Source organism: Enterobacter sp. 302C9, from assembly GCF_034106085.1.
In the GTDB taxonomy this organism is placed as follows: Bacteria; Pseudomonadota; Gammaproteobacteria; order Enterobacterales; family Enterobacteriaceae; genus Enterobacter; species Enterobacter asburiae_B.
Genome location: NZ_JAWNBW010000001.1, coordinates 165,857 through 189,388, shown reverse-complemented (window position 1 = coordinate 189,388; position 23,532 = coordinate 165,857). Strand labels below are relative to the sequence as shown.

General features: G+C 55.6%; 22 protein-coding genes, 1 pseudogene and 1 other annotated feature. Of the genes and pseudogenes, 10 read left to right on the top strand and 13 right to left on the bottom strand.

Annotation, left to right across the window (positions count from 1 at the left end):
• Positions 1 to 14 precede the first annotated feature (14 nt).
• The 7 genes from adk to UR289_RS00880 form a co-directional block, all read right to left on the bottom strand.
• Positions 15 to 659: an adenylate kinase gene (adk, locus tag UR289_RS00910; protein WP_006809841.1), complete on the bottom strand. Its 645-nt coding sequence runs from the start codon at positions 657 to 659 to the stop codon at positions 15 to 17.
• A 194-nt stretch (positions 660 to 853) separates the two neighbouring features.
• Positions 854 to 2,728 carry a molecular chaperone HtpG gene (gene htpG, locus UR289_RS00905; RefSeq protein ID WP_320708984.1) on the bottom strand — a complete coding sequence of 625 codons (1,875 nt, stop codon included), beginning with the start codon at positions 2,726 to 2,728 and terminating at the stop codon, positions 854 to 856.
• A gap of 110 nt (positions 2,729 to 2,838) precedes the next feature.
• Positions 2,839 to 3,444: a recombination mediator RecR gene (gene recR / locus UR289_RS00900; protein WP_008499298.1), complete on the bottom strand. Its 606-nt coding sequence runs from the start codon at positions 3,442 to 3,444 to the stop codon at positions 2,839 to 2,841.
• Positions 3,444 to 3,776: a YbaB/EbfC family nucleoid-associated protein gene (locus UR289_RS00895; protein WP_003858972.1), complete on the bottom strand. Its 333-nt coding sequence runs from the start codon at positions 3,774 to 3,776 to the stop codon at positions 3,444 to 3,446. Before UR289_RS00895 ends, recR begins: the two co-directional genes overlap by 1 nt.
• Before the next feature lie 54 nt (positions 3,777 to 3,830).
• Positions 3,831 to 5,759, bottom strand: a complete 1,929-nt coding sequence (gene dnaX, locus UR289_RS00890) for a DNA polymerase III subunit gamma/tau (RefSeq protein ID WP_320708983.1) — start codon at positions 5,757 to 5,759, stop codon at positions 3,831 to 3,833.
• Positions 4,437 to 4,501 (bottom strand) — a sequence feature (DnaX frameshifting element). (Overlaps the previous gene by 65 nt.)
• Before the next feature lie 88 nt (positions 5,760 to 5,847).
• The gene (gene apt / locus UR289_RS00885) at positions 5,848 to 6,399 is read right to left on the bottom strand and encodes an adenine phosphoribosyltransferase (protein ID WP_000127359.1); all 552 of its coding nucleotides are present in this window, start codon (positions 6,397 to 6,399) and stop codon (positions 5,848 to 5,850) included.
• Between the two features lie 150 nt (positions 6,400 to 6,549).
• Positions 6,550 to 6,927 (bottom strand): DUF454 family protein, encoded by a 378-nt coding sequence (locus UR289_RS00880; protein WP_033144794.1) that lies wholly within the window; start codon positions 6,925 to 6,927, stop codon positions 6,550 to 6,552.
• Positions 6,928 to 6,977: 50 nt separating this feature from the next.
• Between UR289_RS00880 and priC the strand changes: the two genes are divergently transcribed.
• Together priC and rsmS are read left to right on the top strand one after the other, a co-directional pair.
• Positions 6,978 to 7,505 carry a primosomal replication protein N'' gene (gene priC / locus UR289_RS00875; protein ID WP_047648533.1) on the top strand — a complete coding sequence of 176 codons (528 nt, stop codon included), beginning with the start codon at positions 6,978 to 6,980 and terminating at the stop codon, positions 7,503 to 7,505.
• Between the two features lie 14 nt (positions 7,506 to 7,519).
• Positions 7,520 to 7,718 (top strand): annotated as a pseudogene (rsmS, locus tag UR289_RS00870) (pleiotropic regulatory protein RsmS).
• Positions 7,719 to 7,729: 11 nt separating this feature from the next.
• On the opposite strand, the gene mscK reads toward rsmS, so the two are convergent.
• Positions 7,730 to 11,077, bottom strand: a complete 3,348-nt coding sequence (gene mscK, locus UR289_RS00865) for a mechanosensitive channel MscK (RefSeq protein ID WP_033144792.1) — start codon at positions 11,075 to 11,077, stop codon at positions 7,730 to 7,732.
• 113 nt (positions 11,078 to 11,190) lie between these two features.
• The gene (gene acrR / locus UR289_RS00860; RefSeq protein ID WP_033144791.1) at positions 11,191 to 11,844 is read right to left on the bottom strand and encodes a multidrug efflux transporter transcriptional repressor AcrR; all 654 of its coding nucleotides are present in this window, start codon (positions 11,842 to 11,844) and stop codon (positions 11,191 to 11,193) included.
• A gap of 141 nt (positions 11,845 to 11,985) precedes the next feature.
• Between acrR and acrA the strand changes: the two genes are divergently transcribed.
• From acrA to UR289_RS00830, 6 genes are all read left to right on the top strand, one after another.
• Positions 11,986 to 13,179, top strand: a complete 1,194-nt coding sequence (gene acrA, locus UR289_RS00855; protein WP_029741963.1) for a multidrug efflux RND transporter periplasmic adaptor subunit AcrA — start codon at positions 11,986 to 11,988, stop codon at positions 13,177 to 13,179.
• A gap of 22 nt (positions 13,180 to 13,201) precedes the next feature.
• The gene (gene acrB / locus UR289_RS00850) at positions 13,202 to 16,348 is read left to right on the top strand and encodes a multidrug efflux RND transporter permease subunit AcrB (RefSeq protein WP_029741964.1); all 3,147 of its coding nucleotides are present in this window, start codon (positions 13,202 to 13,204) and stop codon (positions 16,346 to 16,348) included.
• A gap of 511 nt (positions 16,349 to 16,859) precedes the next feature.
• Entirely contained in the window at positions 16,860 to 17,234 is a 375-nt protein-coding gene (tomB, locus tag UR289_RS00845) for an Hha toxicity modulator TomB (protein ID WP_008499288.1), read from the top strand.
• A 27-nt stretch (positions 17,235 to 17,261) separates the two neighbouring features.
• Positions 17,262 to 17,480 carry an HHA domain-containing protein gene (locus UR289_RS00840; protein WP_008499287.1) on the top strand — a complete coding sequence of 73 codons (219 nt, stop codon included), beginning with the start codon at positions 17,262 to 17,264 and terminating at the stop codon, positions 17,478 to 17,480.
• A gap of 205 nt (positions 17,481 to 17,685) precedes the next feature.
• Positions 17,686 to 18,237 carry a maltose O-acetyltransferase gene (maa, locus tag UR289_RS00835; RefSeq protein WP_320708982.1) on the top strand — a complete coding sequence of 184 codons (552 nt, stop codon included), beginning with the start codon at positions 17,686 to 17,688 and terminating at the stop codon, positions 18,235 to 18,237.
• A gap of 117 nt (positions 18,238 to 18,354) precedes the next feature.
• Positions 18,355 to 18,822, top strand: coding sequence for a YlaC family protein (locus tag UR289_RS00830; protein ID WP_320708981.1), 468 nt, complete (start codon positions 18,355 to 18,357; stop codon positions 18,820 to 18,822).
• Here UR289_RS00830 and UR289_RS00825 read toward each other — a convergent pair.
• Positions 18,794 to 20,254, bottom strand: coding sequence for a PLP-dependent aminotransferase family protein (locus tag UR289_RS00825; RefSeq protein WP_320708980.1), 1,461 nt, complete (start codon positions 20,252 to 20,254; stop codon positions 18,794 to 18,796). The two genes, UR289_RS00830 and UR289_RS00825, sit on opposite strands and share 29 nt — an antisense overlap.
• Positions 20,255 to 20,355: 101 nt before the next feature.
• Here UR289_RS00825 and UR289_RS00820 point away from each other — a divergent pair, with 101 nt between their 5' ends.
• Positions 20,356 to 21,066: a GNAT family protein gene (locus UR289_RS00820; protein WP_320708979.1), complete on the top strand. Its 711-nt coding sequence runs from the start codon at positions 20,356 to 20,358 to the stop codon at positions 21,064 to 21,066.
• On the opposite strand, the gene ykgO is transcribed toward UR289_RS00820, so the two are convergent.
• Together ykgO and UR289_RS00810 are read right to left on the bottom strand one after the other, a co-directional pair.
• A complete protein-coding gene (gene ykgO, locus UR289_RS00815; protein WP_003859006.1) occupies positions 21,063 to 21,203 on the bottom strand; it encodes a type B 50S ribosomal protein L36 in 141 nt (46 codons plus the stop codon). The genes UR289_RS00820 and ykgO overlap by 4 nt on opposite strands.
• Positions 21,204 to 21,205: 2 nt before the next feature.
• Entirely contained in the window at positions 21,206 to 21,466 is a 261-nt protein-coding gene (locus tag UR289_RS00810) for a type B 50S ribosomal protein L31 (RefSeq protein ID WP_045356432.1), read from the bottom strand.
• Between the two features lie 219 nt (positions 21,467 to 21,685).
• Here UR289_RS00810 and UR289_RS00805 point away from each other — a divergent pair, with 219 nt between their 5' ends.
• Positions 21,686 to 23,251 carry an EAL domain-containing protein gene (locus UR289_RS00805; protein WP_320708978.1) on the top strand — a complete coding sequence of 522 codons (1,566 nt, stop codon included), beginning with the start codon at positions 21,686 to 21,688 and terminating at the stop codon, positions 23,249 to 23,251.
• On the opposite strand, the gene UR289_RS00800 is transcribed toward UR289_RS00805, so the two are convergent.
• A complete protein-coding gene (locus tag UR289_RS00800) occupies positions 23,244 to 23,516 on the bottom strand; it encodes a metal-sensing transcriptional repressor (RefSeq protein ID WP_023310594.1) in 273 nt (90 codons plus the stop codon). The genes UR289_RS00805 and UR289_RS00800 overlap by 8 nt on opposite strands.
• Between the last annotated feature and the right edge of the window lie 16 nt (positions 23,517 to 23,532).

Sequence of the window (23,532 nt, the reverse complement as noted above, 5' to 3'; positions counted from 1 at the left end):
TGAGAGGCGCGCGATTAGCCGAGGATTTTTTCCAGCTCTGCACGTACGTCAGCCACGGCTTTGGTGCCGTCAACTTTGGCGTATTTGGTGTTACCCGCCTGCGCTTCTTTGGTGTAGTAGCCGATCAGAGGCGCGGTCATCTGATGGTATTCCACCAGGCGTTTACGCACGGTCTCTTCCTGATCGTCTTTACGGGTGGTCAGCTCTTCGCCGGTCACGTCGTCTTTGCCTTCAACCTTAGGCGGGTTGAATTTGATGTGGTAAACGCGGCCAGAAGCAGCGTGTACGCGACGGCCAACGATACGGTCAACGATCAGCTCGTCCGGTACGTCGAACTCCAGAACGTAGTCCACGTTGATGCCCGCTTCTTTCATGGCGTCAGCCTGAGGAATGGTGCGTGGGAAGCCGTCCAGCAGGAAACCGTTACGGCAGTCTTCCTGCGCAATGCGCTCTTTGACCAGAGCAATAACCAGCTCGTCGGTCACCAGCTTGCCTGCGTCCATGATGTCTTTCGCTTGTTTACCCAGCTCGGAGCCAGATTTAACAGCGGCGCGCAGCATGTCACCGGTGGAGATTTGCGGAATACCGTATTTCTCCATGATGAACTGAGCCTGAGTTCCTTTACCCGCGCCCGGAGCGCCAAGCAGAATAATACGCATTGCGAAAATCCCCTCAAAAGTCGTTTCAATTTTTCAAAAGCGCTAAACAATACCACCAGAACGGGCATCGCTCAAGGAAGGCGGGAAGGCTGAAACGGTTAACGGGGGGAGATTATTTGGGTTAGTGAGGTCTGGAGCCCTCACCCCGGCCCTCTCCCACGTGAGAGGGAGAAGACCAGGGGAGGCGTGCTCAATTACGCCAGCAGCAGCGCATTCACACGTTTAATGAACAGGTTAGGATCTTCCAGCGTGCCGCGCTCGGCCAGCAGGGACTGATCCAACAGCAGCTCAACCCACTCGGCAAAGCGGGCGTCGTCCTGGGTATCCGCCGCGCGTTTCACCAGAGGATGATCCGGATTAAGCTCAAAGATATATTTCACTTCCGGCATCGCCTGGCCCGCCGCCGCGAACAGTTTCGCCATCTGGGTGCTCATTTCGTCCGCATCGGTGGTGACAATCGCCGGAGTATCGGTCAGACGGTGCGTGAAGCGCACCTCTTTCACGCGATCGCCCAGCAGGGTTTTCACGCGCTCAACGAACGGCTCCAGCGCCTTCTCGGCTTCTTTCGCGCTTTCGTCCACTTCATCCGCCAGCTTGTCGATGGACTCGTCGGCCTTGGCTACGGACTGGAACGCCTTACCGTCGAACTCGGTCAGGTAGTTCATCATCCACTCGTCGATGCGGTCAGAAAGCAGCAGCACTTCGATGCCTTTCTTACGCAGCAGCTCCAGGTGCGGGCTGCTCTTCGCCGCCGCGTAGCTGTCGGCGGTGATGTAGTAGATCTTCTCCTGCCCTTCTTTCATGCGGGAGACGTACTCTTCCAGCGACACGGTCTGCGCGGAGGAGTCGGTGTGCGTAGAGGCGAAACGCAGCAGCCTGGCGATCGTTTCAACGTTCGCGGTGTCTTCTGCCGGGCCTTCTTTCAGCACCAGGCCAAACTGTTTCCAGAAGGTCTGATATTTTTCCGCATCGTCTTTCGCCAGTTTTTCCAGCATCTGCAGCGCACGTTTGGTCAGGGCGTTGCGCAGGTTACGGGTGACGGTGCTGTCCTGAAGGATCTCACGGGAGACGTTCAGCGGCAGATCGTTAGAATCTATCAGACCGCGCACGAAGCGCAGGTAGTTCGGCATGAACTGCTCGGCGTCGTCCATGATGAACACGCGCTGCACGTACAGCTTCAGGCCGTGCTTGTGATCGCGGTTCCACATGTCCCACGGCGCCTGTGCCGGGATGTACAGCAGGCTGGTGTACTCCTGCTTACCTTCCACGCGGTTGTGGCTCCAGGTCAGCGGGTCGGTAAAGTCGTGGGCGATGTGCTTATAGAACTCGTTGTATTCGTCGTCTTTAATTTCAGACTTGTTGCGCGTCCACAGCGCCTGCGCCTTGTTGATCTTCTCCCAGGAAACCACGGTTTCACCGTCTTTCTCTTCCTGTTTTTCAATCTCTACCGGCAGGGCGATGTGATCGGAATATTTGCTGATGATGGAGCGCACGCGCCAGTCGTTCAGGAAATCATCTTCCCCTTCACGCAGGTGCAGGGTGATTTCGGTGCCGCGATCCGCTTTGGTGATGTCATCAACGGTATATTCGCCTTCCCCTTTGGATTCCCACAGGACGCCGTTCTCAGCGCTGTCGCCTGCCGCACGGGTACGGACGGTAACTTTGTCGGCCACGATAAACGCCGAGTAAAAACCGACGCCGAACTGGCCGATCAGCTGGCTGTCTTTCGCCTGGTCAGAGCCCATGGACTCAAGGAACGCTTTGGTGCCGGATTTGGCGATGGTGCCGAGGTGGTCGATCACCTCGTCGCGGTTCATCCCGATGCCGTTATCGGCGATGGTCAGGGTGCGGTTCTCTTTATTGAACGAGACGCGCACGCGCAGCTCGCCGTCGCCTTCATACAGGTCCGGGTTGGACAGCGCGCGGAAGCGCAGCTTGTCCGCCGCGTCCGAGGCGTTGGAAATCAGCTCACGCAGGAAAATTTCTTTGTTGGAATACAGGGAATGGATCATCAGGTGCAGAAGCTGTTTTACTTCTGACTGGAAACCACGGGTTTCTTGTCCTTTCATCTATGTCGACCTCAACAATGCCATTTAATGGGGTTTTAAAACGTTGAGTGAGAGATGGGGATAAGGGGGGAAATTTTCAAGCGGAGGCCGCGCGCGCAGCCTCCGTTTGGTCAGAAAATAATCTTGTGACGCCCTGCCAGAGAGTGCGACAGCGTGGTGCCGTCGACCATTTCCAGCTCGCCGCCCACCGGCACGCCGTGGGCGATGCGGCTGGCGTCAACGCCGTACTGCGAGCACAGTTCGGCGATGTAGTTGGCGGTTGCCTCCCCTTCCACCGTTGGGTTGGTGGCGAGGATCACCTCTTTGATGGTTTCGGACTCAAGACGCTGTTCAAGGCGGTCAAGACCGATATCATCCGGGCCAATACCGTCCAGCGGGGAGAGATGCCCCATCAGCACGAAGTAGCGACCGGAAAACTGCCCGGTTTGTTCGATGGCGTAGATGTCCGCCGGACTCTCCACCACGCAAATCTGACCGTTTTCCTGACGACGCGGGTTCGTACAGATGTTACACACGTCCTGCTCGGTAAAGGTGCGGCAATCCGCACAGTGACCAATTTCTGACATGGCGCGGGTTAAAGCCTGCGCCAGGCGCATCCCGCCGCTGCGGTCGCGCTGCAATAGCGTAAACGCCATGCGCTGCGCCGACTTCGGGCCAACGCCAGGCAGGCAGCGCAGTGCTTCCATTAACTGCGTGAGCAGCGGACTGGTTTGCATCAGAATGGCATCTTGAAGCCAGGCGGCAGCTGCATACCGCTGGAAACAGAGGCCATTTTCTCTTTCTGAGTTTCGTCGATACGGCGAGCGGCATCGTTAAACGCGGCTGCAACCAGATCTTCCAGCATCTCTTTGTCGTCTTCGAGCAGGCTCGGGTCGATTTCCACGCGACGGCAGTTGTGCGCACCGTTGATGGTCACTTTGACCAGACCGGCACCGGACTCACCCGTGACTTCCAGCTGAGCGATCTCTTCCTGCATCTTCTGCATTTTTTCCTGCATCTGCTGAGCCTGCTTCATCAGGCCACCCAGACCGCCTTTTCCACCAAACATAGGCTTCTCTCTTCTTTCACGTTTAAGGATTACAACCGTAAGTCAGACTCACGATCAAATGGGGCGAATACTCTCTTCATCCAGATCGGCGTCGAAGAACCGGCGCAGGGTCTGAATGTTGTTATCCGCAATAATCGCCTCGCGCGCCTGCGCGAGCTTTTCTTCATAAATGGCCTGGCGCCACTCGAGCGGCGTTTTCACTGCCGGATTATCATCTTCAATGATAGTCAATTCAACCGGCGCACCCTGTAATGCGGTGAGCGCCTCGGCCAGCGCCTTTTGCGCGCCAGGGGAATTGAGGTGCCGCTGGCCCGGACGCAGGTGTAAACGCACCTGATTACCGTCCTGCTCTTTCCAGGCATTCAGCGCGACCTGCTCGACCAGCTTCGGCAGCTGGAGTTTGCTGACCTCGGCGGCCCAGGCGTCGCGCGCAATGGACTCTTCAGCAAGCTTCGCGGAAAGCTCCGGCGTTTTCTCATGCTCCAGCGCCTTTTTCAGCGCTTTCGGCGTGGCGACCTCTTCCTTCACCTCTTCGGTGATGGTGGTTGCCTTCCAGCGGTAAGCCTCTTCTTTCACCGGGGCTTTCTGCTCGAGCGCGGACGGTGCCGGACGCGACTGTACGCGCTCCGTTACCGAGGCCAGTCGTTCAAGCGCGGCGTTGTTCACCGGCCGCGCTCTTCCTGGCGCTGCCGGTTCACTCTTTTTTGGTTTGGTTACTCCCTGCGCACGCTGCAGCTGGCTGCGTGCGGCAAGCACCGAACTGGTGGCATCCGACAGCGGCACGTTTTGCGGCGGCGGCGGTGTCGGCTGCGGTGGCATCTGCTGCGGCGACATCACCGCCGTAGGGGCGACCGGCGCGAAAGACTGCCGCGGCGCTTCCGGCTCCGGCAATGGCATGCGCGGGTGGAACGCCAGCGCGCGCAGCAGCGTCATTTCAACGCCCATTCGTGGATCCGGCGCAAACGGTAACTCTTTGCGGCCAATCAGTAGCGTCTGGTAGTACAGCTGCACGTCGGCAGGCGGCACGGTGCGGGCAAGTTCACGCATCCGCTGTTCAATGGCGGCCATATCCGCACCGATGGCGGACGGAGAAAGCTGCAGCATCGCCACGCGGTGCAGCAGGCTGAGCATCTCAACCAGCAGTCCTTCCCATTCGATACCCCGGGCAGCGGCCGCGTTCACCTGCGACATCACGCGTTCGCCGTTGGCGGCGATCATCGCCTCGATAAGCGACAGCGCCTGATCGTCATCCAGCGTGCCGAGCATGGTGCTGACCGCCTCGGTGGAGAGCTTGCCGTCACCGCTGGCAATCGCCTGGTCGGTCAGGCTGAGCGCATCACGCAGGCTGCCGTCCGCCGCCCGGGCCAGCAGCTGCAGGGCTCGCGGCTCGTGAACAATCTTCTCTTCATCAAGAATGTGCTCAAGCTGCGTGCGGATCTGCTCAACGTCCAGCGCCTTCAGGTGGAACTGCAGGCAGCGCGACAAAATCGTGACCGGCAGCTTTTGCGGATCGGTGGTCGCCAGCAGGAACTTCACGTGCGCGGGCGGCTCTTCCAGCGTTTTCAGCAGGGCGTTGAAGCTGTGGCGCGACAGCATGTGCACTTCATCGATCAGGTAGACCTTGAAGCGGCCGCGCGCCGGGGCGTACTGCACGTTATCGAGCAGATCGCGGGTATCTTCCACTTTGGTACGCGAGGCGGCGTCGATCTCGATCAGATCGACAAAACGCCCCTGCTCGATCTCCCGGCAGTTATCGCACACGCCGCACGGCGTGGCGGTGATCCCGGTTTCGCAGTTGAGACCTTTTGCCAGCAAACGGGCAATAGAGGTCTTACCGACGCCGCGGGTGCCGGAGAAAAGATAGGCGTGATGGATGCGACCTAGCGACAAGCCGTTCGCCAGGGCCGTCAGCACATGTTCCTGACCGACAACGTCAGCAAAGGTTTGTGGTCGCCATTTACGGGCTAACACCTGATAACTCATGGGCAGGCTCTGCAACGCTGGAAGGTGAATTTATGGAGGGGAATGCTATCACAACCTCACCCATTGAGCGAGGTTGTGAAAACCGGGATTAATGACCCGGGAAAGGCACCAGGCTGTAGCTGGTGATGCCCTGTTTTTCCAGGCGCTGTTCACCGCCGAGATCGAACAGGTTGATGATGAATGCCGCGTCGGTCACTTCACCACCCAGACGACGGATCAATTTCACGGTCGCTTCAATGGTACCGCCGGTTGCCAGCAGATCGTCCACCACCAGCACTTTGTCGCCAGGCTTGATCGCATCAACGTGGATCTCCAGCTGATCGGTGCCGTACTCCAGCTCATAGCTCTCAGCAATGGTTTCACGCGGCAGTTTGCGCGGCTTACGCACCGGCACAAAACCCACGCCCATTGCCAGCGCAACCGGTGCGCCAAACAGGAAGCCACGGGCTTCGGTACCTACTACTTTGGTGATCCCGGCGTTTTTATAACGCTCGACCAGCAGTTCAATGCTGAGCGCGTACGCTTTCGGGTCTTCCAGCAAGCTGGTGACATCACGGAAAAGAATGCCAGGCTTTGGATAGTCCTGGATGCTTTTGATGCTGTTTTTCAGATATTCAAGCTGCTGTGCAGTTGCGGTCATCGGTTTTGCCTAAATGAAACAGTGTTACTCACAGCGCGCAACGAGTCGGCCAAGGCAACAATTGATTAACCTTTGACCAGGCGCACCTGTGCTCGAAAACGGTCGAATTTACTGGCTGCGCGTGATAATTGCAACAGCCATGATGAGGCTTCAGTGCTTTTGTTGCTTTTCATCAACCACGGGGATCCGCCACATGAAGAAAAGCAGGCAGGAGAGGATCGCCAGCAGCAGAATACGTACCCACATCATTTTCACCAGCCATAATGAAATAGCGAAGGTGATGAGGATCACCGCGATCGCGCGCGGCTTCGCGCCGGGCGGCATGGCCCGGTGTTTTTGCCAGTGCCGCAGATAGCCGCCAAACCACGAGCGATAGAGCAGCCAGTGGTGAAAACGCGGCGACGAGCGGGCGAAGCACCAGGCCGCGAGCAGGATAAACGGGGTGGTCGGCAGCAAGGGTAAAAACACACCCAGCGTGCCAAGCACTACCGCGAGCCAGCCAATGATGATTAAAATAGTACGCTTCATAATGCGAATCGTTATCAAACTGAACGGCTACTTTACCACTGGAGAGCGCCTTGAAAACAGCACTGCTTCTTGAGAGGCTGCAAAATCAGCTTATTGCTCTGCGGGAGCAGGCTACACCGCTGATGGGCCACGCCACGCTGAAACCGCGCTTTGACCGGCAGCTTTTTCGTACCCGCAGCACCGTCATTCAGGATTACCTGGCGGAAGCGCAGACCAACCTCGACGAGCTTCGCCATGCGGTTGAGAGTGAACAGCAGGAACAGGTGGCGTGGCTCGCAGAGCATCTCACAGAGCAGATCACCGCTCTGCATCGCGAAATCGCCGCCTGGCCGCTGCGCGCCTGGGACAGCGCCTCGCCGGGGCTCGGTAAATGGCAGCGCAAGCGGCTGGAGAACCAGGAGTTTGAGCGCAGGCTCTTTGAGATGAAGCGCGAACGTGAAGTGCGGCTGAACAACAGCGAAACGCTGGAAGAGCAGCAGCTATTGATGCGCGAGATTAGCGCGCTGGAAGGACGCATCGTCCGCTGCCGTCAGGCGCGGGATGAAATTGAGCGCGTCATTGAACGTTTGACCCGTTAACAGGAGCCACACCCATGTCACTGGAAAATGCACCCGATGAGGTCAAGCTGGCCGTCGATTTGATTATGCTGCTGGAGAATCATGAGATCCCCGCCGAAACGGTGCTTAAGGCACTGGAGATTGTGCGGCGAGATTTTGAAGGAAAATTACCCTCACCCCAGCCCTCTCCCTGAGGGAGAGGGGGAAAATCGTTCCCTCGCCCCTGAGGGCTGAGAGAAAATAGATTAAGCAGGCGTAGGATCGTCACCCTTAATGTCGCGCTTCACTTCCGTATGCTCATCACCCTTCTCGTTGCGCAGGTGAACCTCAAGCTGGTTGAAGGCGATATTAATATCGTTTTCACGACACAGACGATCGATAGAGCGGTTGAGTTCATCCACCGTGTAGCTGCGGTCACGCAGCTCGCGCACGTATAAACGCAGCTCGTGATCCAGCGTGCTCGGCCCAAAGGTGGTGAAGAAGACCGCCGGAGCCGGATCGTGCATCACTTTCGGGTGTTCTGACGCCGCCTTGAGCAGCACCTCTTTCACCTTCTCCAGATCCGATCCATAGGCTACGCCCAGGCGGATCACCACGCGCGTCACCGTATCGGAGAGCGACCAGTTGATCAGGCGCTCGGTCACGAACGCTTTGTTCGGGATGATCACCTCTTTGCGATCGAAGTCGGTGATGGTGGTGGCACGAATACGGATCTTGCTGACCGTACCGGAGAAGGTGCCGATGGTGACGGTATCGCCGATTCGTACCGGACGTTCGAACAGGATGATCAGGCCGGACACGAAGTTACCGAAGATCTCCTGCAGGCCAAAACCAAGACCGACCGAGAGGGCGGCCGCCAGCCACTGCAGTTTATCCCACGAGACGCCAAGCGAGCCAAAGACCGTCATCGCCCCGACAATAATGATCACGTAGTTGAGGATCGTGGTAATGGCGTAGGACGCCCCCTGGCGGAGATTCAGACGTGACAGGAGCAACACTTCAAGCAGGCCTGGCAGGTTGCGAATCAGCGCCCAGGCCACCACCGACGACACCAGCGCAAACAGCAGGCTGCCCATGGTCACGCTTTTCATGACCGCCGCGCCCGCTTCAGTACCGTTGTATTGCCAGAGGGTAATACTGTCGAGATAGGCGAAAACGGTAATAAGATCGGACCAGATAGCCCAGAACATCACCGCAAACAGGGCGATCATCACCAGCATGGTGATGCGCAGCGTCTGCTGGTTAACCTGCTCCAGGGCGATGGTCGGCTCTTCCTGCGGCTCCGCGCCCTCGGCCCCCTCTTTCACCTGATGCTGACGACGCGCGATGGCACGGCGATAGGCGATGCGGCGAGCCGCCACGCTCAGGCCACGCAGCACGGTCTGATAGAGCAGGTTCCAGACGATCACCAGATAGACCGTTTCAATCCAGCGCCCGGACAGGCGCAGCGTGGTATAGAAGTAGCCCGTTGCCGTCAGCACCATTAGCGCCAGCGGAATGATCGCCAGCACCGTCACGGTGGCCAGGCGAATATTGTGGGACTCTTTATCACGCCAGCTGTCGCGGCACATCGGCCACATCAGGATCGCAATCAGCAGCAGGTTCAGCAGAATGACCAGCTGGCCCAGCACGTCATCCATCAGGTGCAGCGGAGAAAGCTCAGAGACAACCGACCAGAAGTGCAGCGGCAGGAGCGCCAGGCTGATGCGCACAATCTGACGACGCCAGTGGCTGGTCAGCTGCGCAGGCATGTTGAAATGACGCACCGCCACGCCGTCTTTTTCCAGCACCTTCCAGCACACGCCAAACACCAGCCAGAACAGCGCCAGTTTTTTACTGAACGCCCACAGCAGGTCGCTGACGTTGAGCTGCATGGTGAGCAGAATCAGGCCCACAGCCAGAATAATCAGACACACCGGCAGGGCGCGGATGAGATCGATGAGAATCGCTTTTGGCGTATGGAGCTGGCTATCGTTGCGCAGCTGACCCACTTCAGAGGCCAGCTTCGCCTGGTATTTTTTCAGCCAGCCCAGACGCCAGCGGATCAGGCCGGCAATCAGCAGCAGCGGTAATCCCGCCAGCAAGGCAATCGTCACCGCAGGCCAGGCTTTCTCCCAGTTTACGGTGATCTTCATGCTCTTAATCTGCGTTTTCAGCGTCTCCGGGAAGGATTTGACCCAGTCCCAGTCCATCGGTTTGTTGCTGTTCACCCAGAAAATCTGCTGGGTCAGGATCTCCTGCAGACTTTTCGAGACGCTCACCAGCTGCTGCTGGTTGATTTGCAGGTTAATGGCCATCATCAGCTGGTTGCCCAGCTGTTTGTTGAGCTGGTCCAGCAGCTCGCGACGCATATCGACGACCTGGAGCAGCGCGTCGTGCACTTCCGGGTTCACGTCGCTGGAATGCCCCTCTTCAATTTTGGCGACAAAGGCATCGCTCTGGAAAAGGGCATCGCGCTGCTGGTTGACGTCAAACTGTTCCAGACGTAAATCCGCAATGCGGTTGGTCATGTCCTCCAGCTCATCGGCGGACGGGAGCGTCTGCTGCTGCTGGTAGAGAATACGCGACAGCAGGAGGCTGCCCTTCAGGACCGCAATCTGCTCTTTGATGTTGCGCTCAGCCTGCAGCGCGCGATCCAGCCAGTTCTTCACTTTGATATTTTGCTGAACCAGCGAGTTGCCGTTTTCCGTCGCCAGTATCAGGCGCTGGCTAAGCTGGTGGTTGGCCTCGAGCTCCTGTTTCACCAGCGGATTCGCCTGAATGCGGGCGGTTTCGTCAGGCGATACGGCCTCCTGGGCGGTTTTTTCCGTCAGGGTCAGGCGTTTGCTGTTGACCGCCTCCTGCAACAGCTGAAGCTGGTGTTCCAGGCGGTTAATATTCGCGGTGACGTAATCACGCTGTTTCTGAAGCGTGTCCTGCAGCACCGTATTCCCTTCCAGGCTTTTACGCTGCTGTTCAATCTGTGCATTGAGCAAGGCCTGCTGAACCAGCAGCAGGGTTTGCTGCGTCGGGCGCAGCGTGCCTTCGCCGACCGTCGTGCCGTTCAGACGGTTGCGGATCTGCTGCAGCTGCTGAGACGCGGCGTACATCGCGTTTTGCACGCGCTCGGGCTGGGTCTGCAGCGAGACAAGCTGGCTGTTATAGGTTGCGAGATCCGACTGCGCGGTTTGCAGGTCGTCGAGCAGTTGCGCGACGCGGGACTCCAGCTGGCGTAAAGAGAGCGTCGAGAGCGTCTTGCGCGTCTCGTCGTCGTTATCCACATCGCTGAGGGCATTCAGCGCGTCGGTGGCCTTACGCATGTTTTCAGGCGCCTGCGCCACCTTCTGACGAAGCTGGACGGTTTCCGCTTTGATGCGTTCAATTTTATCCAGCGTTTCCAGCGTTTCCGTCAGATCCTGCTGGACGAGTTTCTCCTGAGGGGAGAGATCTTTTTGTTTGTTCAGCGTGTCGAGCTGCGACTGAACATCGCCGCGCGAGGGAATATCATTGCTGTTATCGGCGCGGGCCCAGGTCAGCGGCGCCGTGGCGAAGAAAAACAGCATCGCAAAGAGCAATGCAAAAACAGGATGTTGCGAGCGATTGATGGGCAGCATAGTTGTGAATGATGTCAGAAGATGACCGAAAATAGTCCGGCGTGAAGAATATCACGCTCGCTGAAAGCAGAATAGCGCGAACGTTATCCTCTGAGATAAATCCTGGAAAGGGATCAGGCCGTTAGCGAAGGCGCGTCGCTGCGCAGCGTGGGGCAGAGCTGTAGCATTTCCAGTAAAATCGCCACGTAGCTGCGGGCTTCCTCTTTGAGGTCAAAGGATTGCGGCGAGAAAAGCCAGTTTTCCATCAGACCTGAAATGTAGCTGCGCATCAGGATTGCCGCCCGTCGGGTCAAGAGATTGGCCGGTAATAGCTTTGCCTGCATACACAGGTTCAGATTCTGTTCGATACGATCATAGCTCTCCAGGCTAAGGCTGCGTTGCGCCTGCTGCACCACCGCCATCTCGCCCACGAACTCGCATTTATGAAAAATAATCTCCATCATTAATCTGCGACGTTCTTCAACTACCGTTGCTTCAAGGATATATACTAATATTTCTCTCAATACTGAGAGTGGATCGTCAGGGAATTTTGCCCGATACTCACTCTCGAGATCGCTAATGCTGGACTCTGAAAGCTCCCAGATTTCACTGAACAGATCTGACTTATCTTTAAAATGCCAGTAAATCGCTCCTCGCGTCACACCGGCAGCCTGAGCAATCTGCGCCAGCGAGGTGGATGAAACACCCTGCTGCGAGAACAAACGTATTGCCACATCCAGAATGTGTTGTCGGGTTTCCAGCGCTTGTTGTTTAGTTTTTCGTGCCATAGGTGGGTGAATTTACAGGAGTCAGATTTACATACATTTGTGAATGTATGTACCATAGCATGACGATAATATAAACGCAGCAATGGGTTTTTAGACTCAGGACCCTTGATCAATTTGAAATCGGACACTCGAGGTTTACATATGAACAAAAACAGAGGGTTAACGCCTCTGGCGGTCGTTCTGATGCTCTCAGGCAGCTTAGCGCTAACAGGATGTGACGACAAACCAGCTCAACAAGGAGCTCAGCAGGCGCCAGAAGTAGGCGTCGTGACGCTCAAATCTGAACCTCTACAAATCACCACCGAATTACCAGGCCGTACCAATGCTTACCGCATTGCGGAAGTGCGTCCTCAGGTCAGCGGCATTATCCTGAAGCGTAACTTCACCGAAGGTGGTGATGTGAAAGCCGGTGAGTCTCTGTATCAGATTGATCCAGCAACCTATCAGGCCTCTTATGAAAGTGCGAAAGGCGACCTGGCGAAAGCACAAGCCGCGGCCAAAATTGCTCAGCTGACGTTGAACCGCTACCAAAAGCTGCTCGGTACCAAGTACATCAGCCAACAGGATTACGATACCGCTCTGGCCGATGCACAGCAGGCTAACGCGGCCGTGGTGGCAGCCAAAGCGGCCGTCGAAACCGCGCGCATTAACCTGGCCTATACCAAAGTGACCTCCCCTATCAGCGGTCGTATTGGTAAATCTTCCGTCACGGAAGGGGCGCTGGTGCAGAACGGTCAGACCAATGCGCTGGCAACCGTGCAGCAGCTTGATCCGATCTACGTTGACGTGACGCAGTCCAGCAACGATTTCCTGCGCCTGAAACAGGAGCTGGCTAACGGCACCCTGAAACAGGAAAACGGCAAAGCCAAAGTGGAGCTGATTACCAATGACGGTATCAAGTTCCCGCAGGAAGGAACCCTGGAATTCTCTGACGTGACGGTCGACCAGACTACCGGTTCCATCACCTTACGTGCGATTTTCCCGAACCCTGACAAAAATCTGCTGCCAGGTATGTTCGTTCGCGCGCGTCTGGAAGAAGGAACGAATCCAACCGCACTTCTGGTTCCACAGCAGGGTGTGACCCGTACGCCACGCGGCGATGCGAGCGCGCTGGTTGTTGGGGCTGATGACAAAGTCGAAACGCGCAATATCACCGCCACTCAGGCGATTGGCGATAAATGGCTGGTGACGGAAGGTCTGAAAGATGGCGATCGCGTGATTGTTACTGGTTTGCAAAAAGTTCGTCCTGGCGCGCAGGTTAAAGCACAGGAAGTGAAATCTGACGATAAACAACAAGCTTCGGCCGCTGGCCAGTCAGAACAAACCAAGTCTTAACTTAAACAGGAGCCGTTAAGACATGCCTAATTTCTTTATCGATCGCCCCATATTTGCGTGGGTGATCGCCATAATCATCATGCTGGCCGGGGGACTTGCGATCCTGAAGCTGCCTGTCGCGCAATATCCAACGATTGCGCCACCGGCGGTGACAATTTCCGCAACCTACCCGGGGGCTGATGCGAAAACGGTGCAGGACACCGTCACCCAGGTTATCGAACAGAACATGAACGGTATCGATAACCTGATGTACATGTCCTCAAACAGTGACTCCACCGGTACGGTGCAGATCACCCTGACCTTCCAGTCAGGTACGGATGCTGACATTGCGCAGGTTCAGGTGCAGAACAAACTGCAGCTGGCAATGCCTTTGCTGCCGCAGGAAGTACAACAGCAGGGTGTGAGCGTCGAGAAATCGTCCAGTAGCTTCCTGATGGTTGTCGGCGTTATCAACACCAACGGCACCATGACGCAGGAGGATATTTCCGACTACGTGGGCGCCAACATGAAGGACGCCATCAGCCGTACTTCCGGTGTGGGTGACGTGCAGCTGTTCGGTTCCCAGTACGCGATGCGTATCTGGATGGATCCGAACAAGCTGAACAACTTCCAGCTGACGCCGGTTGACGTGATCAGCGCGATTAAAGCGCAGAACGCCCAGGTAGCGGCCGGTCAGTTAGGCGGTACGCCGCCGGTGAAAGGCCAGCAGCTTAACGCCTCGATCATCGCGCAGACCCGTCTGACCTCTGCCGATGAATTCAGCAAAATTCTGCTGAAGGTGAATCAGGACGGTTCGCAGGTTCGCCTGCGCGACGTGGCGAAAGTTGAGCTGGGCGGTGAGAACTACGACATCATCGCGAAGTTCAACGGTAAACCGGCTTCCGGTCTGGGTATCAAACTGGCGACCGGCGCTAACGCCCTGGACACCGCCACGGCGATCCGCGCAGAGCTGAAGAAGATGGAACCGTTCTTCCCGTCAGGTCTGAAAATCGTTTATCCGTACGACACCACGCCGTTCGTCAAAATCTCGATTCATGAAGTGGTTAAGACGCTGGTTGAGGCGATCATCCTGGTATTCCTGGTGATGTACCTGTTCCTGCAAAACTTCCGCGCGACGCTTATCCCAACGATTGCCGTGCCGGTGGTATTGCTCGGGACCTTTGCGATCCTGTCGATATTCGGCTACTCGATAAACACCCTGACGATGTTCGGGATGGTGCTCGCCATCGGCCTGCTGGTGGATGACGCCATCGTCGTGGTCGAGAACGTCGAACGCGTGATGGCGGAAGAAGGTTTGCCGCCGAAGGAAGCGACCCGTAAATCAATGGGCCAGATCCAGGGCGCGCTGGTCGGTATCGCGATGGTGCTGTCTGCGGTATTTATCCCGATGGCCTTCTTCGGAGGCTCTACCGGTGCGATTTACCGCCAGTTCTCCATTACCATCGTTTCCGCGATGGCGCTGTCGGTACTGGTCGCGTTGATCCTGACCCCTGCCCTGTGTGCCACCATGCTGAAGCCAATTCAGAAAGGCGGTCACGGCGAGCACAAAGGGTTCTTCGGCTGGTTTAACCGCATGTTCGATAAGAGCACGCATCACTACACCGACAGCGTGGGCAACATCCTGCGCAGCACCGGTCGTTACCTGCTGCTCTATATCATCATCGTGGTGGGCATGGCCTTCCTGTTCGTTCGTCTGCCAAGCTCGTTCCTGCCAGATGAAGACCAGGGCGTGTTCCTGACGATGGCACAGCTTCCGGCGGGTGCCTCGCAAGAGCGTACCCAGAAAGTGTTGGATGAAGTGACGGACTACTATCTCACCAAAGAGAAAGACAACGTTGAGTCCGTGTTTGCGGTTAACGGCTTTGGCTTTGCGGGTCGTGGTCAGAACACCGGTATTGCCTTCGTTTCTCTGAAAGACTGGTCTGAACGTCCGGGCGAAAAGAACAAGGTTGAAGCCATCACCGGCCGTGCAATGGGAACCTTCTCGCAGATTAAAGATGCGATGGTCTTTGCCTTTAACCTGCCAGCGATTGTTGAACTGGGTACGGCGACCGGTTTCGACTTCCAGCTGATTGACCAGGGCGGTCTGGGCCACGAAAAACTGACGCAGGCGCGTAACCAGCTGTTTGGTGAAGTCGCTAAACACCCTGACCTGCTGGTCGGCGTGCGTCCAAACGGCCTGGAAGATACGCCGCAGTACAAGATCGATATCGACCAGGAGAAAGCCCAGGCGCTGGGCGTATCCATCAGTGACATCAATACCACGCTGGGCGCAGCCTGGGGCGGTAGCTACGTTAACGACTTCATCGACCGCGGTCGTGTGAAGAAAGTGTACGTGATGTCAGAGGCGCAGTACCGTATGTTGCCTAACGATATCAACAGTTGGTTCGTGCGCGGCAGCAATGGTCAGATGGTACCGTTCTCGGCGTTCTCAACCTCACGCTGGGAATACGGTTCGCCGCGTCTGGAACGCTATAACGGTCTGCCATCGATGGAGATCCTGGGTCAGGCTGCTCCGGGCCGAAGCACCGGTGAAGCCATGAACCTGATGGAAGAGCTGGCAAGCAAACTGCCTGCGGGTATCGGCTACGACTGGACCGGTATGTCCTATCAGGAACGTCTGTCCGGTAACCAGGCCCCTGCCCTGTACGCCATTTCACTGATTGTGGTCTTCCTGTGTCTGGCGGCACTGTACGAGAGCTGGTCGATTCCGTTCTCCGTTATGCTGGTGGTTCCGCTCGGGGTTATCGGTGCGCTGCTTGCGGCAACGTTCCGTGGACTGACCAACGACGTTTACTTCCAGGTAGGCCTGCTGACAACCATTGGCTTGTCGGCGAAGAACGCGATACTTATCGTTGAATTCGCCAAAGATCTGATGGAGAAAGAAGGCAAAGGTCTTATTGAGGCGACGCTTGAAGCGGTTCGTATGCGTCTGCGCCCAATCCTGATGACGTCGCTGGCGTTCATCCTCGGCGTACTGCCGCTGGTTATCAGCTCCGGTGCGGGCTCCGGCGCGCAGAACGCGGTAGGTACAGGCGTGATGGGCGGTATGGTTACCGCGACCGTACTGGCTATCTTCTTCGTACCGGTGTTCTTCGTGGTGGTTCGCCGCCGCTTTAGCCGCAAGAATGAAGATGTTGAACACAGTCATTCGGTAGAACCTCACTGATACCGGTTCCACATGATAAAAAGGCCGCATTAGCGGCCTTTTTCATTTTCAGAAAAAATCATAAATTACGCTTATTGTGGCTCTATTTATTTTCTGCCATCTTAAATAGACATATCATAATTAACTGATACCTTAATCGGTGAATTCAGGATTTTTTTAATTTCATTTCCCCGCTTAAGCTATTAGGAATATTCCTAATAAGAAGTTCTTACAAAGATAAGTCTGAATCTGAACTTTTCTCATCATTTTTGCTAAGCCGATGAAACGTAAGGAAGCGATAAAACCCCGTCGTTAATTTGGATAAAAACGTTGAGTCCAGGGTGACCATTTGCGTACACGCTCCCAGCCTGCGGTTTTTATTTGTAATTTTTCGTAATAGCGCGGTGAAATCCAGGAAGGAGTGGCTTATAGTTAGGTTATCAAGAACACAGCACTCATGTAGCTAAGTCAGTTGTATCCATCCCGACAATGATGTTCGGTGAGTAAGAAATCACTCAGAAGGGGATGCGCTATGGACGAGTACTCGCCAAAAAGGCATGATATCGCGCAGTTGAAATTTCTCTGCGAATCCTTGTACCATGACTGCCTTGCCAATCTTGATGAAAGTAACCATGGCTGGGTAAACGACCCAACATCTGCCATCAATTTACAGTTGAATGAGCTGATAGAGCATATCGCAACCTTCGCACTTAATTATAAAATTAAGTACAATGAAGATAATAAGCTCATTGAGCAAATTGATGAATACTTGGACGACACCTTTATGTTGTTCAGCAGTTACGGCATTAACGCGCAGGATTTGCAAAAATGGCGTAAATCGGGAAATCGGCTATTCCGCTGTTTCGTCAACGTGAGCAGAGCTAACCCGGTGAGTCTTTCCTGTTAAAATTATTACAATTACTAAGGTGAATTTATGTCTGATAAACCACTCACAAAAATCGATTATTTGATGCGCTTACGACGTTGTCAGTCAATTGATACGCTTGAGCGCGTCATTGAAAAGAATAAATACGAGCTTTCTGATAATGAACTGGCGGTATTTTATTCAGCCGCTGACCATCGTCTTGCTGAACTGACAATGAATAAACTGTATGACAAAATCCCTACTTCTGTGTGGAAATTTGTCCGTTAATCTTTGAAGGGTGTCTGTAGAGTTCTACGCCTCGTTCTGAGTATTTACCTGTCCCGTTATGCTCCCTGTGCGTAAGCCAGGTCTCCGTGTAAAACGTGTTCATCAGCAGCAATGTTGTGACGTCAGTCACATCGGCTTTTCGGGAACGTTCCCCTTCTGGCCTGTTCCCATTACCCTTCGGTAATAACATCCAGAGAGGTTTCCAATGAGCTTAGAAAAACAGAAAATGATTGCCGGTGAACATTACCGCCCCGGCGCTGAGACGTTACGGGCTGACCGACTGCGGGCCCGCCATCTGGTTTACCGCTATAACCACACCGCGCCTGATGAAAAAACAGAACGCCAGAACATTCTGGCGGAACTTCTGGGACAAAGCGCAGGTGCTTATATTGAGCCGAGCTTCCGCTGCGACTATGGATATAACATTTATCTGGGCAAAAACTTTTACGCTAACTTCGACTGCGTGATGCTGGATGTCTGCCCTGTTCATATTGGCGATAACTGTATGCTCGCACCGGGTGTTCATATTTATACGGCTACCCATCCCCTGGACGCGGAAGAACGAAACAGCGGCGTGGAGTTTGGAAAACCCGTCAATATTGGCAATAACGTCTGGATTGGCGGCCGGGCTGTCATTAACCCTGGCGTCACCATTGGTGATAATGTGGTGGTGGCCTCCGGCGCCGTCGTGACGAAAGACGTCCCGGCTAACGTCGTCGTTGGCGGCAATCCGGCAAAAATCATCAAAACGCTGTGAGGTTGCGGGGAGTCAACTGTTATAGTCTTTTAGCGCCAGACTGTTACTTTTTTCAGCCAGATGGCTCCCCTAAAATTGGCAGACCCCCTGTATTGTCAACTCTTATGAAGGCAAAAAATGACCGAGATACAGCGCATGCTTACCGCCACCATCGACGATCTTAACCTCCGCGAAAAGCGCGACAATCGCCCGCGCTTTAGCATTAGCTTTATTCGCAAACATCCTGGACTGTTTGTCGCCATGTATGCCGCCTGGCTGGCGACGCTTATTGTGATGCTGAAGTCCGAAACGCTGGTGGACTCCGTCTGGCTGCTGGTTGTACTGTTTGTCGTCTTTAACGCCTTTTTCTTTTTCGACGTGAATCCGCGCTACCGTTACGAAGATATCGACGTGCTCGATTTCCGGGTTTGCTATAACGGCGAATGGTACAACACGCGTTACGTGCCAGAGGAGCTGATCGAAAACATCATGCACTCTCCGGCGGTTGAAGCCGGGCAAAAAGAGAAGCTGCAGAAAATGGTCTCCACCAAAGGTCAGCTCTCTTTCTATGATGTCTTTACCCTTTCCCGCCCTGCTGCTGCGTAATTAACGCCTGCAGACGTCGGATCCCCGGCGCAAACTGAGAAGCAGAGGTATTGCCGTAACCTAAAACCAGACCGGTTTGCCCCTGCTTCGCCTCCAGGTAGTACCCGCTCAGCGCAGCGGGTGCCAGCTGAAACGCCCTCGCCTGCTCCACCAGCTTCTGGTCGTCAATACCGTCTATCGCCAGCGTCAGATGCATTCCCCCTTCGCCTGCCAGAATGCGGTGCGGAGAATAAAGCTCTGCGCCCAGCACCTCACGCAGCTGGCGGTAGCGTTTACGGTAGAGCCGACGCATGGCGGCAAGATGACGGGCGTAATAACCTTCTTCAATAAACAGCGCCAGGGTACGCTGCTCCGCACGATGCCCTCCGCGCAACAGCGAGCCGGTGGCCGGGCGAGCCGCTTTCGCCAGCGCTGGCGGTAGCACCATGAACCCCATTCTGAGCGAGGGAAACAGCGTTTTACTGAACGTCCCCAGATACACAACGGGCGCATTGTTGACCATTCCCAGCATCGCCGGTACGGGCTCACCGGCATAGCGGAACTCGCTGTCGTAATCGTCTTCAATGATCCACGCGTTGTGCTGCCGGGCCAGCTCCAGCAGCGCCAGCCGCCGCCGCGCGCTGAGCACACTTCCGTAAGGGAACTGATGCGAAGGTGAGGTAAAAATCATTGAGGGCGCAGGCGCATCCAGCCCTTCCCAGCACATTCCCTCGTCATCAACCGGTATTCCCGTCATTGCCAGGCCAGTTTTAACAAACGCACTCTTTGCCCCGCTATAGCCGGGGTTTTCTACCCAGGCGACATCGCCAGGCTCGCTTAACAGCATCGTGCAGAGGTTGACGCCTTCAAGCGCCCCTTCGGTTATCACAATCTGGCTGGCGTCGCAGTCGATACCGCGGGACAGGGCGAGATGCCGGGCAATCGCGGCGCGCAGCGACGGCTCGCCGGCCGGGTCGCCATAGCCTAACAGGACGCTTCCCTCCTCGCGCAGGACACGATCGTACAATCGCCGCCACAGCGGCAAGGGGAAATAGTTAATGGCTGGCGTTCCCGGCGTAAACGCCATCACCGGGGTGTCGCGCGGCACGGGCGCGGGCAGCAGGGCGACCCGTTTTGTCAGCCTGATGTCAGGATCCGGCAATGCCCGGGCAATCGTACGATGAGCGAATTGCCCCACCCGCGTTCCCTGACGGTTACGCAGTAAATAACCTTCGAGCGTGAGCTGGTCCAGCGCCGCATTGACCGTGTTTCGGGAAACCGAGATCTGCTGCGCCAGCGTTCGCGAACCGGGCAGCTGGCTGCCGGACCGAAGCCTTCCGCTCAGTATGGCCTCCCGCAAAGCGAGATAGAGCGCGCGCTGAAGCGTCTCCTGCCCACGCTTTTTCAGCGCAGCATGGAGCAAAGTGTAAAGCTCATCACCCGGTATATTCATCTTCCCTCCTTGTGGTACCAGAAAAACATAGCCTGGTGGTTCTTTTTAAGGAACCAGCAATTCACTAATCTGGAGATCTTTTCAACGTCATGGAAATAAAGATGAATACATTCAACGAGTTTGGACAGCCTGTAGGCGAAGCCCTTATCGACTGGCAGCCTCCTCAGCCCCCGTCCCGGTTGGTCCTTCAGGGTCACTATTGCCGGCTTGAGCCGCTGCGCGTGGAGCATGCCCACGCGTTGTTCTCCGCCTATTCACTGGCCGAAGATACCCGCAGCTGGACGTGGCTGCTGCGTGAACCCGATGCCACCGCAGAGGAGTTTGCCGAATGGGTGGCGAGCGTAAGTGAGTTATCCGATCCCATCCACTTTACCGTTATGGATAACCGGACCCAGTCTCCTGTCGGGACGCTGTCCCTGATGCGGATCGATCCTAAAAACGGGGTCGTGGAAGTGGGGCACGTTCACTTCTCTCCTCTGTTAAGCCGCACGCCAGAGTCGACAGAAGCGCAGTATCTGCTGATGCGATACGTGTTCGATACCCTGGGGTACCGGCGTTATGAATGGAAGTGCAATAGCCTGAACGAGCCTTCCCGTAAAGCGGCGCTGCGTCTGGGCTTTCAGTTTGAGGGGCGCTTTCGTCAGGCGCTGGTCATAAAAGGCCGTAACCGGGATACCGACTGGTTTTCGATTCTCGACAAAGAGTGGCCGGCGCTGGCGAGCGCCTTTGAAAGCTGGCTTGCCACCGACAATTTTACCGCCGATGGCAAACAGATTAGATCCCTGGAAAGCTGGCGAGAAACGCGCGTTTAGCGTCTTTTTTTACGTCCCTGAACCGCCTTAAAGCGCGGATTAGATTTGCAAATCACGTATAAGCGTCCCTTGCGTTTGACAATCTGGCAATCCGGGTGGCGCTGCTTTGCACTGCGTAATGAGTTAAGTACCTGCATGATTAGCCCCGCTTCGCATTGAGAAAACCGCCAAAACGCTTGCGGAAGCGCGCTGCGCTGCCGTCCGTGGAGAACGTTTTTTGCTTACCGGTATAAAACGGGTGCGATTTTGAAGAAACCTCGATGGTGATGTACGGATACGTTTCACCGTCGAGTTCAATTTCGCGGTCGGTCCTAATGGTTGAGCCAACTTTAAAGTATTCATTAGCGCTGGTGTCGTGGAATACCACGGTGCGATAGGCTGGGTGGATATCGGGTTTCATCGTAAATCCTTTATGTTTTGTTATAACATAACAAAATAATATCCAGGCGAGGTTGAAAAAACAACCCCTCTCTTCTGACGATAATTTCTCGTATGCCTGAGATAAAATGAAAACCATGCCAACCACGTGCTATAACTATATCATTTCGCGGTAAAATCTTTCTCTTCAGGCAGGGAACTCAATGCCCAGGAACGGGTATACGAGGAAGGACACGACAGCATGAAAACCCGACATCTGGTCAGTCTGGTGACTGGCGTACTTATCTTTTCTGTGCTGGTCCCCATTTGCCTGAGCATCTGGCTGGCCCATCGCCAGGCGGAAGATAAATTCGCCGATGCGCTGGATAACTATGCCTCCCGCGTGCTGGTACGCACCGACAGGGTTGTGGATCAGGCAAAAGAAGCGCTCGATCACCTGCAGGCCTTTGAGGGCGTGCCGTGTAGCCCCTTGCAATTGCGGGAAATGCGCCGGGTCGCTTTCTCGTGGCGATATGTCCAGGAAGTGATTTATATCGACAACCTTCGACCGCTCTGCTCCTCCCTGGAGCAAACCAGCCATGCGTCCCCTTTCCCTCCTCCAATGCGCATTACCGAAGATGGTTACAGCGCGTGGCTGACCACGCAAAACGATCTTGGGTTTAACCGCTACATGACGGTGCTGGGAAAAGGCCACTACCTTGTCATGATCGATCCTGCCTCGCTGGTGGACGTGATCCCTTTCGGCGAGATAGCGATTGATGCCGCCCTGGTAGGAAGCGCAACGCACCGCATATTTGCCAGCAGCAGCAAGCTCGACTCTCACATCCGCGACATGGTTCAGGAGCGGGGTGTGAAAAGCGTGCAGTACAACGGTTCAATGTACGTCATGAAGTCTGTACCTGAGCTTGGATTTACCGTCGTCGCATGGGCAACGCTCAAACCGCTGGCTGAAACCTGGCACCGGCAGCTTCTTTTCTGGTTACCGTTCGGCATGTTGATAAGCCTGCTCGCCGCACTGTTTGTCCTGCGGATCCTGCGGCGTATCCAGTCGCCGCGCAATCGCCTGCTTGACGCCATTAACAGCCGGGATTTTGTGGTGCACTATCAGCCCATCGTGGCGCTCTGTAGCGGAAAAATTGTGGGCGCTGAGGCGCTAACGCGCTGGCCGCAGCCAGACGGAAGCTGCCTCTCGCCGGATATTTTTGTCCCCCTTGCCGAGCAAACGGCGCTCATCTCGAAGCTGACGCAGTTAGTCATCGAAAAGGTGTTTGAAGATATGGGCCACTGGCTGCAACGCTATCCGGATCAGCATATCTCCATTAACCTCGCCCCTGCCGATTTAACCTCCGGCATCCTGCCGCCTCTGTTGAGCCAGCTCCTGAACAAGTGGCAGATCCACCCCCGGCAAATCGCCCTGGAGCTCACCGAGCGCGGCTTTGCCGATCCCAAAATTAGCGCACCGGCTATCGCCGCATTTCGCCGTTCAGGCCACCCTGTTTATATTGATGATTTTGGCACGGGCTATTCTAGCCTGAGCTATCTGCAGGATCTGGACGTCGACACGCTAAAAATTGATAAATCGTTCGTGGATGCGCTGGAGTATAAAAACGTGACACCGCACATCATTGAAATAGCGAAGTCGCTGAAGCTGGCGATGGTGGCGGAGGGCGTCGAAACCGCAGGGCAGCTCGCCTGGCTACACCGCCACGGCGTGCAGTACGGGCAGGGATGGTACTACAGCAAAGCGCTGCCAAAAACGGAATTTATTCTCTGGGCAGAAAATAACCTCGGCACGCACGCTACTTGAGATAGGATTTCATCACCCGCAACACCACGCCAAGATCGGCTTCACGCTGCGCTTCTTCAGGCTCTTTCACCACATGATCGGTTAAATGCCCTTCGATCACCTGCATCATCATGCCATTCACCGCCCCGCGGATCGCCGCCAGCTGCTGTAACACCTCGGCGCATTCGTGATCGCTGTTGAGCATTTTTTCCAGCGCGGTGCTCTGCCCCTGAATTTTCTTCAGGCGAGTCAGTAACATCTTCTTGTCTCGAACGGTATGTGACATCTCTGTATCCTTTATT